This window comes from Janthinobacterium sp. 344 (assembly GCF_900112025.1).
Classification (GTDB): domain Bacteria; phylum Pseudomonadota; class Gammaproteobacteria; order Burkholderiales; family Burkholderiaceae_D; genus Janthinobacterium.
In genome coordinates, this window is sequence record NZ_FOKL01000011.1 from 173,171 (window position 1) to 188,008 (window position 14,838).

General features: G+C 65.3%; 9 protein-coding genes. 4 read left to right on the forward strand and 5 right to left on the reverse strand.

Translation table 11 applies throughout. From position 1 onward, the window contains the following. Positions 1-100: 100 nt before the first annotated feature. Entirely contained in the window at positions 101-4,534 is a 4,434-nt protein-coding gene (locus BM193_RS24650; protein ID WP_092801748.1) for a translocation/assembly module TamB domain-containing protein, read from the reverse strand. Further along, positions 4,534-6,432: an autotransporter assembly complex protein TamA gene (locus BM193_RS24655; RefSeq protein WP_092801745.1), complete on the reverse strand. Its 1,899-nt coding sequence runs from the start codon at positions 6,430-6,432 to the stop codon at positions 4,534-4,536. The genes BM193_RS24650 and BM193_RS24655 overlap by 1 nt, the downstream gene beginning before the upstream one ends. A 221-nt stretch (positions 6,433-6,653) precedes the next feature. On the opposite strand from BM193_RS24655, the gene queC reads away from it, so the two are divergent. Together queC and BM193_RS24665 are read left to right on the forward strand one after the other, a co-directional pair. Next, complete coding sequence (gene queC / locus BM193_RS24660; RefSeq protein WP_092801742.1) at positions 6,654-7,370, forward strand: 7-cyano-7-deazaguanine synthase QueC; 717 nt, start codon at positions 6,654-6,656, stop codon at positions 7,368-7,370. A 78-nt stretch (positions 7,371-7,448) separates the two neighbouring features. Then, positions 7,449-8,354 carry a sterol desaturase family protein gene (locus BM193_RS24665; protein WP_092802154.1) on the forward strand — a complete coding sequence of 302 codons (906 nt, stop codon included), beginning with the start codon at positions 7,449-7,451 and terminating at the stop codon, positions 8,352-8,354. Here the strand turns inward: BM193_RS24665 and BM193_RS24670 are convergent. Beyond that, positions 8,338-9,021 carry a helix-turn-helix domain-containing protein gene (locus tag BM193_RS24670; protein WP_092801739.1) on the reverse strand — a complete coding sequence of 228 codons (684 nt, stop codon included), beginning with the start codon at positions 9,019-9,021 and terminating at the stop codon, positions 8,338-8,340. The genes BM193_RS24665 and BM193_RS24670 overlap by 17 nt on opposite strands. A gap of 257 nt (positions 9,022-9,278) precedes the next feature. Here BM193_RS24670 and BM193_RS24675 point away from each other — a divergent pair, with 257 nt between their 5' ends. Then, positions 9,279-12,323 (forward strand): sensor domain-containing diguanylate cyclase, encoded by a 3,045-nt coding sequence (locus tag BM193_RS24675; protein ID WP_254786404.1) that lies wholly within the window; start codon positions 9,279-9,281, stop codon positions 12,321-12,323. Here BM193_RS24675 and BM193_RS24680 read toward each other — a convergent pair whose 3' ends face one another. Together BM193_RS24680 and BM193_RS24685 are read right to left on the reverse strand one after the other, a co-directional pair. After that, entirely contained in the window at positions 12,324-12,698 is a 375-nt protein-coding gene (locus BM193_RS24680) for a hypothetical protein (protein ID WP_092801736.1), read from the reverse strand. It lies immediately after the preceding gene. 524 nt (positions 12,699-13,222) lie between these two features. Beyond that, complete coding sequence (locus BM193_RS24685) at positions 13,223-13,861, reverse strand: Npun_F0296 family exosortase-dependent surface protein (RefSeq protein WP_092832540.1); 639 nt, start codon at positions 13,859-13,861, stop codon at positions 13,223-13,225. A gap of 365 nt (positions 13,862-14,226) precedes the next feature. On the opposite strand from BM193_RS24685, the gene BM193_RS24690 reads away from it, so the two are divergent. Next, positions 14,227-14,739: a hypothetical protein gene (locus BM193_RS24690; RefSeq protein ID WP_092801730.1), complete on the forward strand. Its 513-nt coding sequence runs from the start codon at positions 14,227-14,229 to the stop codon at positions 14,737-14,739. The last annotated feature ends 99 nt before the right edge of the window (positions 14,740-14,838 follow it).

Here is a 14,838-nt window from a genome sequence, read left to right on the forward strand (position 1 = left end):
CCCTTTGTTGTTTCTTCAAACGGTGTTGAACCCAAACAAACCCTGGGGTCGGACCCTCAGTGTTGGTCGGGGTCAGACCCGTCGGGTCTGACCCCAGCACTTAATCAAACGCCCACGTATACAACACGTCCAGCGCATTGTTCGTGCCCGTCTGGAACTGCAGGGTGATGCGGCGGTTCAGTTTATAACGCAGCTTGACCAGGCTCGTCGCCGTGCTCGTGCCCTGCTCGAACGTCAGGTAGGCGCGCGACGACAGGCGCTTGCCGACGGTGACGACCGTGCTTTCCAAGCCTTGCGCCTGCGACAGGCCCACTTCATCGAGCCCCAGCGAATTGGCCAGCTTGCCCTGCAAGCCGCCGCCGGAGCCGCCGAAGAGGGCGCCCGCCGCCGTGGTCAGCAGCGCCATTTCATCGCCGGCCGCCGATTCCGCGCCATGGCCGAGGATCAGCCAGGCCAGCTTGTCGCTGTCCGAGACGGTGGGCGTGGAGACCAGCTTGGCCGTCGGCGCCTGGGCCGTGCCGCGCACTTCCACGCCCGCTTCCACGTTCGTTTCCGACAGCGCTTCGCCTTCGGGACGCTTGCGCACGGCCAGGATGTTCAGCGACGGATTGTCGTAGGCGCCCGTGAAGGCGATCAGGCCCCGCTCGATGGAGAGTTTCTGCCCGTAGGCCGCGTACTGGCCGTTGGTGACCTTGATGCTGCCTGTCACGCGCGGTGCGGCGCGGTTGATGACGCGCGCGCGCACGCTGCCCGCCAGGTCCGCATCGAGGCCCATGCCGCGCAGGTGGAAGGCGTTGCCCAGGTCAAATTCCAGGTCGATATTCAAGGGCAGCGACGGCGCTTCCTTGCCGCCCTTGACTTCCTTGCCCAGCACCACCACGTCGTTGCTTTGCGTGGGCGTGTCTTGCGGCGCCAGTTCGATCAGCGCGCGGTTGGCCTTGAACTTGCCCTCGAAGCTGAAGCGCTTGTCGTTGCGCACCAGGGTGCTGTTGCCCGACAGGACCAGGGTGCGGTCCGGGCGCGACAGCGCCTGCAGGCGGTCGGCCATCAGTTTCAGTTCCAGGCTCGCTTCGCCATTCGCAAAGCGTACCCAGCCATCTGCCTGCACCTTGCCGTCGCCGCCATCAAAGCTCAGGCGCTGCAGTTGCAATTGGTCGCCGGCCAGCTTGGCTTGCAGCACGCCATTGCGCAATTTCAAGCCCTGGTCGGCCCAGTTCACCAGCAGCTTGCTGCCGTTGATGTCGCCATTCAGTTGCGGCGCGCCGATGGTGCCGCTGCCGGCCAGCGCGATCTTCAGGGCGCCGCCCAGTTCCAGGCCGGGCTGGCCCGTCAGCGGCCCCAGCCACGCCAGCGAATCGACGTTGGTCGTGCCCGTCAGGGACAGGGCGCTGTCATTGCTGATGCGTCCTCCCAGCATTTGCACGGTGGCATTGATATCGCTTTGGCCCGCGCGCGCGCCATCGAGTTTCACGGCCAGGCGCAGTTGCTGGTTGGCCACGTCGATGCGCGCATCGAGGGTGCGCAAGCCCAGCGCCAGCGGCTGTTCCACGCCCACCGTCACGTCGCCTTTTTCGCGGTAGACATGCAGCATGCCGGCCAGGGCCGGATCTTTCTGCTTCGCCGTCGGCACCTGCATGTCGAGCGACCACTGCGCGCCCAGGGTCAGGTCGCTGCGCGCATTGGCTTGCAGCGACGGAATCACTTGCGCCAGGTAGGTCAGCGCCACGCCGGCCGCCTGGCCGGAACTGGTCCAGCGGGGGCCGTTCTTGACCAGGCTTTGCATGGTGATGCTGCCCGCCGGCAGCTTGATGACGGTGTTGCCCACGCTGATCTGCTCAGGCTGGCCCAGGCCCGCCACGCCGCTGCCGGCGGGACCCGCCACCTTGACGGGCACGGGCGCCTGCAGCACCAGCGCATAGCGGCCCTTGTTTTGCAGGCTGTCGATGGTGCCCGTCCAGTTGGCGCCGCTCTGGCTGCCCTTGATTTGCACGCTGGCATCGAAGTCGTCATTGCGCGCCGCCAGGTTGACCGTGTGGCTGCCGCGCGTGCCGGAGGTGCCCAGCCGCGCGCTGCCCAGCTTGAAGGTGGGCGTGCTGTAGCCCGTGATCTCCAGGCTGCTGACCATGGGGTCGAGCGCGCCCTGGCCGGCGCCCACGCTGGCGCTGCCCTTGATCGATTTCAATTGCTGGTCGCCAAAGAAGGTCAGGTCACGGCCGTCCAAGGTCAGCTGCGCGGCCGGCGCTTCCATCTTGCCGGAAACGGCACCGGACGCCTGCAGCACGCCGGCGAAGCGGGGGCCGAGGGTCGACAGTTGCGGCGCATCGAGTTTCCACGTCAGCTTGTCGGTGGCGCCACCGAGCGCGCCCTTGGCTTGCAGGCTGTTCGGTCCCAGGCGCAGTTCCGTGTCCACGCTGTCGATGCGTTTCGCGTTCGCCGACAGTTTGGCGTAGCCGGCCAGCGGGGCGTTTTGCAGGGTCGATTCACGCAAGCCCAGGTTCAGCGCCACTTGCCAGTCGCTCGTCAGGCGGCCGCTGCCGGTGAAATCCGCATTGACGTTACCAGTGGGCAAGGCGGCGCCGAACGCGGCCGGGTTGATCTTTTGCAGGGAACCCGTCACTTTCAGTTCCGCTTCCTGCTTCGGTCCCGTCAAGCCCACGTCGCCGCTGGCGTGGATGGCGCTGTCCGCCGCGGGACGCTTGCCGCTGGTCAAACCTAGTCCTTTCGCATCGGCAACGAAGGTCGTGCGCGGCTGCTGCAAGGTGCCTTGCACCACGCCACTGGCCTGCACGGCACCCAGCAAGTCGCGTTGCAGGGCGGAGAGTTGCCGCGCGTCGACATTCCAGTGGAGCTTTTCGCCGGCCCCGCCAAAGTTGCCCTTGGCGCTGACGTTGTTCTTGCCCAGCGCCAGTTGCACGTCGATGCCGCTGAAGTGGGCCGCATCGGCCGTCAGCTTGCCCTTGCCGGACAAGGGCTGGTCGAGCAGTTTGCTGGGGCGCACGGTGAAGTCCGCATTCGCCAGCCACTGGGGGGCCACTTGGCCGTTGGCGCGCACGTCGAGGTTCAGGTCGGCCACGGGGAAGGCACCGAAGTCGGCGGGATTGAGGCGGCTGGTGCTGGCCACGGCCTTGAATGGCTGGTCGTCCTTCAGGCTGATCTGGCCCGTCGCGTTGACGCTGCTTTTGCCTGCCTGCAAGGTCGCCTTGCGCAGCTGCACCAGCGAATCGGCCAGCGTCGCTTCCACGTCCAGGCGCAGCTTGGCTTCGCCCAGCTTGGCGCGCAGGGTCTGCGTCTTGCCGTCGCTGTCGAGCATGATGTCGCCCACGATCTTCGTGCTGTTGATGCTGCTGTAGATGTGCTGCAGGTCGATCTTGTCCGTGTGTAGGGTGACTTGCGCCTTGCCGATGGGCGCGTCGGCCGCATCGCGGTCCACCTTGCCGCTGCCCGTGAACTTGCCCGCATTGCCGAAGTCGATGATGGCCGATTCCAGGGTCGTGGCCGTCAGGGTGCCGCCCAGGCGCGCCTCGAACTGGCGCAGCGGCAGCTTTTGCTGGTCGATGGGGCCGGGCGTGGCGTGGTTGACGATGGCCAGCTTGCCCGATACCGTCTGCGCCGCGGGGCGCGTATCGATGGCGGCATCCAGCTCCAGGCTCAGGTCCGCCTGCGGCAGGGTGGCGTCGAACTTGCCGGGATTGATGTTGCGGCCTTTGATGCTGGCCGAGCGCAGGATCATGACGGGATCGAACGGCGCCAGCGCCAGTTGCGCGTCGGCCGTGGCGGCGCCCGCGCTGCCCTTGGCCGTGACGTTGAGCACATTCAGGTCGCCGCCCAGCTGCAGCGTCAAGGCGGCGGCTTTTTCGCCGGCCGGCGCAGTGACCTGCGTCAGGCCCGCCTTGCCCGTCAGCTTGAACGGCTGCGTGGCGCCTATCGTCGCGCTGGCCGTGGCCTGGCCGAACGGTGTCAGGGCCGAGGCGTCTTCCAGCTGCCACTGCGTCTTGTCGCCCGACAAGGTGAAGTGGATCTTTTCAAACACCGTGTTGCCGCCCGCGCTGATGAGCGTCACCTTGTCCAGGCGCGCATCGCTGATGCCCACCTTGAACGGCGAGGCCAGGCTGGCGGGCATGCTCGACGGTTCATCGGACGGCGCCGTGCTTTCCACGGCCAGGCTGGCCACGTGCAGTTCGCTGATGGCGATGCCTTCCGAGAAGAACTGGAACGGCGACCAGTTGATGTCGATGTTGTCGGCCGTGATGTGCTGCGTCTTGCTGCGGTAGCTGACATGGCCCAGGTGCATGCGGTTGTACAGCGAACCGGACACGCCCGTCACTTCGATGTCGCCGCCGCTGGCGCTGGCCACTTTTTGCACCAGCATCTGCAAGGTCGATTCGCGGCCCAGGAACCAGAACGCGGCACCCAGCAGCACGGCCAGGCTGGCGAAGGCGATCAGCAGGTAGCGCAGCCACCGGCGCGGTGGTTTCGCCGGTGGCGCCGGTGGCGGCGCGGCGGCGTGGGGGGACTCGGTAGTAATATCGGACATCAGAAAGTGAATCCCAGAGAGAAGTGCAGACGGAATTTGTGAACGGCGTGGCCATACGCCACGTCGACGTTGATGGGGCCGACAGGGCTCTTGTAGCGTCCGCCCAGGCCGTAGCCCGATTTCGGCGTCATCGCGGCCTTGACCGTGTCGGCCGAGTTACCCGCGTCATAGAAGGCGGCGATGGCCCATTTCGGCTTGAACCAGTACTGGTATTCGGCGCTGCCGGTGAGCATGTAGCGCCCGCCGACGGTGGCGTCGCCTTCCTTCACGCCCAGTTCCTGGTAGCCATAGCCGCGCACCGACTGGTCGCCGCCCGCGCGGAACAGGTAGACGGCCGGCACGCCGCGTTTTTCCTTCGAGCCCAGCGCGCCCATTTCGCCGCGCAGTATCAGCTCGCCTTTTTCGCCCAGCGGGCGGTAGAACACCATCTTGCCGGCCACGCGCACGAAGCGCTCGTCCGTCAAGACGGGCAGCAGGGCGCCGCCCACCTGGGCATTGATGACATAGCCCTTGGTGGGAAACAGCAGGCTGTCGAGGTCGCGCTTGGTGATGGCGTAGGTCAGCGGCAAGCTCTTGCTGCGCGTCTGCTCCAGGCCCACCACCGTCTTGTCTTCGCTGAGGAACTCGAACGTCAGGCTGCGCTCGAGGTTGGTGCCGCCCCAGTTGCGTTTCACGGAAACCGTCGAGACGGCCGTGATTTCATTCGAAATGTCGCTGCGCTCGAACGAGGCGCCCGCGCTGTCGTTGTAGCCGCGTTCGGTCGTGGGGAAATAGAAGTTGGCATGCGCCGCCTGTTTCTTCGTTTCCATGGTGATGGCGCTCTTGAAGCGCGTGCCCCACACGTTCAGGTTGTCATAGTTGAGCTGGGCACGATTCCCCGTATTCGTACTGAAACCGAGACCGGCGCTGACGTTTTGCTGCTTGTTTTCCGTCACGCGCACCACCAGCGGCAACTGGGGCGCGGGACCCCGGTTGACGGGCTTGGCCACGGGGGCGGCGCCCTCGGCCTCGGCCGCCTGGCTTTCCTGGCCCGCCTCGATCTGTTCGTTGAGGATGCTGCTCATGTCGGCGCTCACTTCCACGCTGGCAAAATAGCCCGTGTCCTGCAGGCGCGCCTGGAACGATTGCAGCGCCGATTCGCTGTAGTAGTCGCCCGGACGGATCTTGTCCAGGTTGCGGATGATGCTGGCATCGTAGCGCTGCAAGCCTTCGATGCGTAGTTCGCCGAAGCGCAGCTCGGGGCCGCTGTCGAGCACCACCAGCAGGGAGACCTTGTGCGTTTCCGGATCGACCACGGCTTGCGTATCGACCAGCTGGGCACGCGGATAGCGCGTCTGCACCACTTCGCGCAGCAGGGCGCGCTTGGCCGATTCCCATTCGGCCTGGCGGAACACGCTGCCCGTCTTCAGGGCCCAGTTGCGCTTCAGCGCTTCCGTATCGTAGGGCTCGCTGGCGGCCAGCGGCGGCGTGGGGTCGAAGCCGCGCAATTCCAGCTCGACCTTGTCGACCGTCACCGGCTCGCCGGGGTCGACGTCGACGATGACGACGGGCCTGGCGCCTGTCGTATCGACGCGCACGGTGACAACGGGCGTGTAATAGCCGGCCGTGGCCACCAGATTCTTCGCCTGTTCCGGGGTGTCGCGCACGAGGCGCTGCAATTGCTCGCGGTCCATGCGCGGATTGCCGCGGAAGCGTTCCAGGTCAAGGTTCTTTTCAAGCAACTCATCGAGGTCGCCGGGGGCGTTCACCTTGACCTCGTATTGCAGCGGGGCCGGTGCCGCCTCGGTGCTGGCCGGGTTGTCCGCAGCGGCGTCTTGCGCGGGCTCCTGGGCGTTGGCGTGGGCGATGGGGAAGACCAGGATGACGCTGCCGGCGGCCGCCAGTGTCAGTTGACCCATTACTTTTACCACCACTTGTGCCAAAATTCGTGGTCGTAGTGCCTTGCCGGCGGCGGTGAGCCGTATAGGTCGTGCAGAAAACATGGTGCTCCAGATGAGTAAATGCTGACTGCATGTTACCGGAATAGGTAAATTGATGGCGGACGAATAAGTATTATTAGCGCACAGAATCTTGTTTCCCCGCGCACTCAACAACAGAATAAAACTGAAAGAAAGAAATTATGCTAGCAACTGATACCGCACTGGTGCTCTTTAGCGGTGGGCAAGATTCCACTACCTGCTTGGCCTGGGCCTTGAAACACTATAGCCGTGTGGAAACGATTGGCTTTGACTATGGCCAGCGCCATGCGATCGAGCTGACCGTGCGCCCAGGCGTGCTGGAACAGATGCGCCAGCAGTCGCCCGAGTGGAATAGCCGCCTCGGCCCTGACCACATGATAGACCTGTCGCTGATTTCCGCCATTTCCGATACGGCCATGACGCAGAACGTCGAGATCGTCATGCAGGAAAATGGCTTGCCGAACACCTTCGTGCCGGGACGCAACTTGCTCTTCATGACGGTGGCCGCCACCGTGGCGTATCGCCGTGGCTTGACGGTGCTGGTGGGCGGCATGTGCGAGACGGATTTCTCCGGCTACCCGGATTGCCGTGACGACACGATGAAGGCGCTGCAAGTGGCCTTGAACCTGGGCATGAACACGCGCTTGAAGCTGGAAACGCCGCTGATGTGGCTGGACAAGGCGCAAAGCTGGGACCTGGCGGAAGACCTGGGCGGCCAGCCGCTCGTCGACCTGATACGCAGCGGCACGCACACCTGCTACCTGGGCGAACGGGGTCAGTTGCACGACTGGGGCTATGGCTGCGGCACCTGCCCCGCGTGCGCGCTGCGCGCCAATGGCTACCAGCAATACGCGGCAAGAAAGGCTGCAGCGCAATAAACAGTTTGCGCCGTTTCTTCAAGCGGCGCGGCGGGGGCGTCGGCCATGCTGTGGTTTTTGCCACAGGAGTCGCTTGCCATGAAATCCCTCTTTGCCGCGCTGTACGGCCCCGTGTTCTGGGCCGGTTTCATCGGCGCCGCCGCCTGGCTGGTGGCGGCGCGCCACCTGTCCCTGTGGGTCTTGCCGCCGCTATTGCTGCTGGCCCTGCTCACGTCCTTCCTGGCCGAGCGCTACCTGCCGTATGACGGCGACTGGAACCAGGATCAGGGCGACGGCGCGCGCGACATCGTGCACGCGCTCGTCAATGAAACGCTGTACCTGCTGGGCCTGGCCATCTTCCCCTGGCTGGCCGGGACGATGGCGCTGGGCCCATTCTGGCCAGGCGCGCTGCCGTTCTGGGGCGAGCTGCTGCTGGCCATCGTCATTGCCGACTTCGGCATCACCCTCGTGCATTACCTGAGCCACCGTTCCTATTTTCTGTGGAAACTGCATGCCGTGCACCACAGCGTGCAGCGCCTGTACGGTTTCAATGGCTGGATGAAGCATCCGCTGCATTTGCTGCTGGAAGCGGCGGGCGGCATGCTGCCCCTGCTGTTGCTGGGCATACCGGAGCGTGTCATGGGCGTGCTGGCGTTTGCCGTGGCGGTGCAATTGTTGTTGCAGCACGCGAATGTCGACATGCGCATGGGGCCGTTGCGCCACGTGTTCGCCTGGGCGCCCCTGCACCGTTTTCATCACATGAAGTACGGCACGGCCGGCGACGTGAATTTCGGCCTGTTCTTTACCTGCTGGGACCGGCTGCTGGGTACGCGTTTCGACGCCCCCCGCTACCGCATGGCAGGGAAGGACCTGGGCATCGGCAGCCGTCCCGATTATCCATGCGCGTACGCAGCGCAACTGCTGGAGCCGTTCCGCGCGGAAGAGGGCGTGCGCGCGCCCGCGCCACCGGCCGCCTTGCGCCGCGTGCTCAATCGAGAAAAGTGACCTGGAGGTGGCGCAGGCTGCGGTCGGCGCGCACGCCAAACAGGCTGCGCATGGTGCGCGAGAAATGCGCGGCATCGGCAAATCCGGCGCCGTGGGCGGCATCCGTCAAGGTGCTGCCGAGCAGGATCAGGCGGATGGCCAGACGCAGGCGGCGCCATCGCACCAGGCGCCGCACGGGCAAGCCCAGCTGGGCGCTGAACAATCGCTCCAGTTGGCTCAGCGACAGATGCGCCGCCTCGGCCACGGCCAGGGCGCTGACCTTGCCGGAGAGTAAAGCGTCGACCTGCTCCAGCGCCCGCTGCAGGCGCGCGTCGGGCAGGGGCAGCGAGGGCCGGGCCTGCAGGGCGGCGGCCAGCGTGTCCGGCGCGGGGCTATGCACCTCGCCCAGCACCGCCAGCAGGGCAGCCGCGCTGAAACGCTGCGGTTCGGCATACATGGTCAGCATGGGCGCCGGCGCCGCCACGATGGCGTGCGGGCGCAGGCTTGCCACCAGCAGGTGCTGCGCCGTGTGGACGGCGCCGTCCAGCGCGACCGTGAAAGGCGCACCCGTGCTCAGCATCAGCTGGTGCGCATAATGGGCGTGGCTGGCCGTGGCGCCCGCTGCGCCATGCAAAATGGCAAAGTCCGGCGCCAGCCATACGCTTCCCTGCCAGCCTGCATGCTGCACATGCCCCTCCGTGATGGTGAACCTCGGGGGCGATCATAGCAGCCGCTGCAGATCTGTTCCCAAGGCATCGAATTTGCCCGGAGAATACATAGTTGCAAAAATGAAATGTGTGGTCTTTTTGACACAAAATTCAGCATTGCAAGGCCCCGCGCTGTAACGTACTATCATTCTCATCGACTACCGATGGTAGTCGTGCAGCCCGCTGCCAGCCTGCGGCCCTGAAGTGGTTTCCTGTCTATTCAGCGTGTCAGCCCGTCATGCATATTCGCGCATCCCCGTCGTGGTTTTCCCGGCCAGTGTCGCACTGGGTGGGACCACGCGTGTTTGCGGCGCTGGTGCTGGCGCTGTGTCTGGGGCTGACGTATGGCGCCTGGCGCAATGCCGACGATGCCAGCGAGCAGCAGGTGCAGGCCGATTTCGATTTTCGCGTGCGTGAACTGGTGGGCAGCATCGTCGGCCGCATGCAGACCTACATCCAGGTGCTGCATGGCGTGCAGGGCTTGTATGCCAGTTCGCAGGAGGTGACGCGCGGCGAATTCCACGCCTATCTGGCGGTGCAGCAGGTGGACCGGCATTTTCCCGGCATCCACGGCATCGGCTACCTGCCGCTGCTGCCCGGCGGCGCGCGCGCGCAGCATGAGGCGCAGGTGCGCGCGCAAGGTTATCCCGACTACACCATCCGCCCGCCCGGCCAGCGTCAGTGGTACGCGCCCATCACGTATCTGGAGCCGTTGAGCGACAGCAACCTGCTGGCATTCGGTTTTGACATCTGGTCCGAGCCCGTGCGCCGCGCCGCCCTGGAGCAGGCGCGCGACGGGGGGCAGGCCGCGATGACGGGCAAGATCCGTCTGGTGCAGGACGGCGGCAGTCGCGAGGCGTATGGCTTCCTCGTGGTGCTGCCCGTATATGACAATGGCTTGCCGCATGCCAGCGTGGAACAGCGTCGCGCGGCGCTGCGCGCCTGGGTCTTCGCGCCGTTTCGCATGGGCGACCTGATGGCGGGCGTGGGCGGCGAGGCGTCGCGCCAGCTGGACCTGGAAATCTACGATGGCGCGCAGCTGGCTGACGCGGCGCTGATGTATGACAGCCTGCCCGGCACGCAATCGGCCAGTGCCTCAGACACCCTGGCGTCGCAGCAAACGATCACCATCGCCGGCCATGCCTGGACCTTGCGCGTGCGCGCCATGCCGGGCTTCGATGGCGAGTTGCTGACGCGGCCGCGGGCCGTGGCCTGGACGGGCGTGCTGGTCAGCCTGGCATTGGCCCTGGCAGCGTGGCTGCTGGCGGCCAGCCGCGCCCGCGCGCAGGGGGCGCTGGCGCGCGCGAGCGAGCTGGCCGGCCAGCTGGAGCAGGGGCAGGCCAGCGTGCTGGCGATGGCCGAGGCGGCGCAGCGCAGCCAGGCCATGCTGCGCAACATCCTCGATTCGACCATCGACGGCATTCTGGTGGACAACATCGATGGCCGCATCTTTACCTCGAACCGGCGCTTCCGCGACTTGTGGCAAGTGCCCGATGCGCTCGACTGGCAAGCCGATGGCGACGCGCTGGTACGCCATGTGGCGAGCCAGCTGGAGCAGGCCGCCCCGTTCCTGGTGGCGCGCGCGCACGCGCCGCACGGCCACCGCGAGCGGCGCGATGTGCTGCACCTGCGCGATGGCCGGGTGATCGAGCAATACGTGCGTAGCATGCAATTGGGCAATGAGCAGGCGCGGCTGTGGACCTTCCGCGATATCAGCGAGCGCAGCCAGATGGAACGCCGCGAGCATACGCGGCGGCAAGTGCTGGAAATGCTGGCCACGGGCGCGCCGCTGGAACGCGTGCTGGAAAGCGTGGTGCTCAGCGTGCAGGCCGACCATCCCGCCATGCTGTGCAGCATCCTGCTGCTCGATGAACAGCGCCACCGCCTGGTGCTGGGCGCGGCGCCGGGCTTGCCCGCGTTTTTCAATTTGTCCAGCCACGGCCATGACCTCGATACCCTGCAAGGCGTGCACGGCATCGCGGCGCAGGCCTTGCGCGGTGGCCAGCGCGTCATCGTGGCCGACCTGCATGCCGATGCGGGTGCGCACGACACGATGGAACTGGCTTGGCGGGCCCAGCTGCAGTCATGCTGGGCCGAGCCCGTGCGTGGCGGCTCGGGCAAGCTGCTGGGCGTGCTGATGGCGTATCACCGCCAGCCCGCGCTGCCCGGCGCGGCGCACCTGGCGCGCCTGGGCGAGGCGGCGCACCTGGCCGGCATGGCCATCGAGCAGGCCCAGGTGGCGCTGGCGCTGCGCGCCGGCGAGGCGCGTTTCCGCAGCCTGTACGACCATGCGCCGGTGGCCTTGTGGGAACAGGACTGGTCGGCCGTGCGCGCCGCGCTCGACGCCCTGGAACAGCAAGGCGTGGGCGAGCTGGCGGCCTGGCTGCAGGCCCATCCGGAGGAATTGAAAGGGCTGGCGAACAAGGTGCGCATCATCGATGCGAATGGCGCCGCGCTGGCGCAGGTGCGCGCCACCGAGGACGACCAGCGTCGCGGCGCGCTGAGCCTGGCGCAGAACTTCGACGACAGCGCCTTGCCGCGTTTTGGCGACGCCTTGCTGGCACTGGCCGGCGGCGCCCACCTGTACGAATGCGAGAGCAGCTTCGTGCGCCTCGATGGCGCGGCGCGGCAAAATGAACTGAGCTTGCTGGTCATGCCGGGCCATGCGGACAGCCTCGACTTCATCATGGTCTCTTCGTTCGATATTACCGAGCGCAAGCGCATGAATGCGGAGCTGCTGCAACTGGCCACCACGGATTTCCTGACCGGCTTGCCGAACCGGCGCCAGTTCATGGCGTCGCTGGAAAATGAGCATGCGCGGCTGCAGCGCGAGCTGGCCAGTTGCGCCAGCGTGCTGATGCTCGATATCGATCACTTCAAGCGCGTCAACGACGAACATGGCCACGCCGTGGGCGATGCCGTGCTGCGCCACCTGGGGGCGCTGATGTGCCAGGCGCTGCGCAAGGTCGACGTGCCGGGCCGCGTGGGCGGCGAGGAATTCGCCATTCTGCTGCCGGGGACGGACCTGGCCGCGGCGGCCGTGTTCGCCGAGCGCCTGCGGCGCCGCGTGGCGGAAAGTTCGCTGACCATCGATGGCGGCATCGTGATCACCATCACGGTGAGCATCGGCATGGCGGCCATGGCCGGCACCGATGCCGATTGCGATGCCGTGCTGGCGCGCGCCGACGAAGCGCTGTACCGCGCCAAGCGCGGCGGTCGCAACCGCATCGAACAGAATGACGGCGGCAGCGATGGCGTGCTCAGCAAGTTCATGGCGCAGTGATTACAGGCTGTGCTGGCGCGCTTGCGCCTGCTTGCGGTTGCGGCTGACCAGCAGCCAGACGATGGCGACGGGAATCAGCAGCGGCAGCAGCACGGGCGTGCTGAGGGCCAGCGCCAGCACCACGCAGAACGCCAGCACGGCGAGCAGCACCATGCCCACGCCGGCGAGCACCACGCCCATGACGACGGCCACGCACACCAGCACGAGGGCCGCGATCAGGACGCCGCCACCGGCAAATACCAGGCCGAACAGCCACTCGAGGGGACCGTCGATGTCGCTGCCGTTGAACTGCATGTGCATGTCCGTGGCGCCGATCTTGTCGAGGAACAGGCAGGCCAGCATGAGGATGAGGACGAAGGTGAGCAATTTTTTCATGGTAAGCCTCTGAGTGGGGTGTCGGGGTGTTGCATGCTCACACTCTAGTGGCGCACCGGGCCGGCCGCCAGTGGCGTGCGACAGGCCGTCATTTTCACGGTATGGAAGGTCTTGGTGGGCAGGAAACGCTGATCGGGAACAAGATTTCTTTTCTTGTAATACGCGCAAGCCGTCCTATACTGAACACCTCAGTCTCGCAAGGAGGGCAACATGCTTTTGTTTGCAGATACCGGGGATCAATCGCTATCCCCCCTTACCCATCGAATCACGCGCCAGCGCAGCGCCCCGCAGTCTTGTGCCGAGCCTGTCGGCGCGCCATCGGCGATTCCGCCGATTATCATCAATCCCTTCAACTACCATGCACCGTTGCCGGCCATCGACCCGCGCTGGGTGCCACCCGGTCCGCCGCTGACCTGGCCCGCCCGGCCGGCCATGTCCATGTGCTGACTGCGCCCGCTGACATTCATGGCACGCCTGGCAGTGAAAAAGCCCGCAGCGCGGGCTTTTGCCGGTGCATGGCCGCATCACGATGATTTGCGGCGCAGCATGAAGCCCAGCAGACCCAGGCCGGCCAGCAGCATGGCATAGGTTTCCGGTTCCGGCACGGCGGCGATGAAGGCGTGGTTGTCGCTCTCAAAGGCATCCTGGCCGGGCGAGTGGAAGGCGACCGAGGTAAATTTCGCCCCTGCGCCGGCCCACGCGTTGACATACAGGCCCACCGATTGATCGCCACTGGCGCTGACGCCGCCCAGGGTGGCGATTTGCGAGCCCGTCAAAGTGACCGTGCTCTGATCGCCCATGGTGAAGACGACGCTGTTATACGTGTCTGGCGAACCCATGTAAAAACAAAAATAGCTGAGCCCGCCATTGAAGGTGGCCATGCCGGGCGTGATCTGACCATTCGTCACGCCGACGGAATAGAAGGCCGTCATGTCGTTCGGTGGTTGCGCGGCATAGGTGGGGTGGCCGCTGGTAAACACGGATCCCGTATAGTTGCTTGGCAACAAACCATCGTTGAAGTCGATCGTCGTGGCGCCGGCCACCGACGTGACGAGACCTTCACCGGCCACTGCCGTGCCGCCCGTGGTGAACGTGGGGACGGCGCTGGCGGTGCCGGCGGCAACAGTCAACGTGGCCAAGGCCAGGGTAGTCAAGAGTTTCATTTTTTTAATCCCTCTGATGTGTATGGTTGTGCACAGCTTGTTTACAGCGAGGAGGTCATTGCCTGGCGTGCGGATGCTATGCGGCGTGCTGGGTCGAGGGGCGTCGCGGGAGGAAGAGTTTCTTGATGCCAAGCATTACTAGATGCAATATTTGAATATAAAAAACACAATTCAGATTGCAAATTCATAATAGGTTTACTTGAGCAATATCAAAGCGGGATCGCTAGAACAAAGCTACTAATTTGATACCTTGCCTTATTGCCCGGATCGACTATGGCAGCGGCCGCTTTCGCGTGCGCCAGGGCGGCACGGGCGGGCGTTTTCGTCTATCATGCTAGCCCCGACCTTCCACCACGAGCACCGCCATGAGTACCGATTTCCCCGACTTTTCCGACGCAGCAGCCGAGCAAGACAATGACGCCCCGATCCAGGAGCCGCGCCTGTGGGTGGGCAACGGCTGGACGGCGCGCGTGATCAAGAATGAGGAAGATGAAGGCTGGGCCGTGGCCATGATCAAGGATGGCGAACCGGAGCCGGCGCTGGTGGGGCCGTGGACCATGGGCCGCGACAAGAAAAACCCGAAGCCGCTCGACGTCAATGCCTTCAATACCCTGGTCAAGACGGCGTCCGAGGTGCTGCGCCGCCACGAGCAGCAGCTGCATGCGCAATTGCACAAGAACCTGTTCGTTGCCACCGACGAGGGGCAGATCAAGGTGATGTTCGACATCGTGCCCGACGAAGACCACCCGTACGCGGAACTGAGCGCCTACGACGCGGACGGCGAACAGATCGCCAAGGTGCGCACCTCGGCCGCGTTCAAGTTCAATGCCACCTCCGCGGCCAACTGGATCGAAGGCGGCTACCGCCGGCCAGGCTAGCAAAATCTACTGCGCGGCACGCTTTGCGGCTTCCGATGCTCGCTGTACTTGAGTACAGCTGCGCGTCTCAGCCGTAAATCGAAGCCGCTCGCTACGATT

What these genes read in the sequence shown, in the direction of transcription:
- BM193_RS24650 (WP_092801748.1), bottom strand. Translation starts at nt 4,534, where the DNA reads ATGTCCGATATTACTACCGAGTCCCCCCACGCCGCCGCGCCGCCACCG.
- BM193_RS24655 (WP_092801745.1), bottom strand. Translation starts at nt 6,432, where the DNA reads ATGGGTCAACTGACACTGGCGGCCGCCGGCAGCGTCATCCTGGTCTTC.
- queC (WP_092801742.1), top strand. Translation starts at nt 6,654, where the DNA reads ATGCTAGCAACTGATACCGCACTGGTGCTCTTTAGCGGTGGGCAAGAT.
- BM193_RS24665 (WP_092802154.1), top strand. Translation starts at nt 7,449, where the DNA reads ATGAAATCCCTCTTTGCCGCGCTGTACGGCCCCGTGTTCTGGGCCGGT.
- BM193_RS24675 (WP_254786404.1), top strand. Translation starts at nt 9,279, where the DNA reads ATGCATATTCGCGCATCCCCGTCGTGGTTTTCCCGGCCAGTGTCGCAC.
- BM193_RS24680 (WP_092801736.1), bottom strand. Translation starts at nt 12,698, where the DNA reads ATGAAAAAATTGCTCACCTTCGTCCTCATCCTCATGCTGGCCTGCCTG.
- BM193_RS24685 (WP_092832540.1), bottom strand. Translation starts at nt 13,861, where the DNA reads ATGAAACTCTTGACTACCCTGGCCTTGGCCACGTTGACTGTTGCCGCC.
- BM193_RS24690 (WP_092801730.1), top strand. Translation starts at nt 14,227, where the DNA reads ATGAGTACCGATTTCCCCGACTTTTCCGACGCAGCAGCCGAGCAAGAC.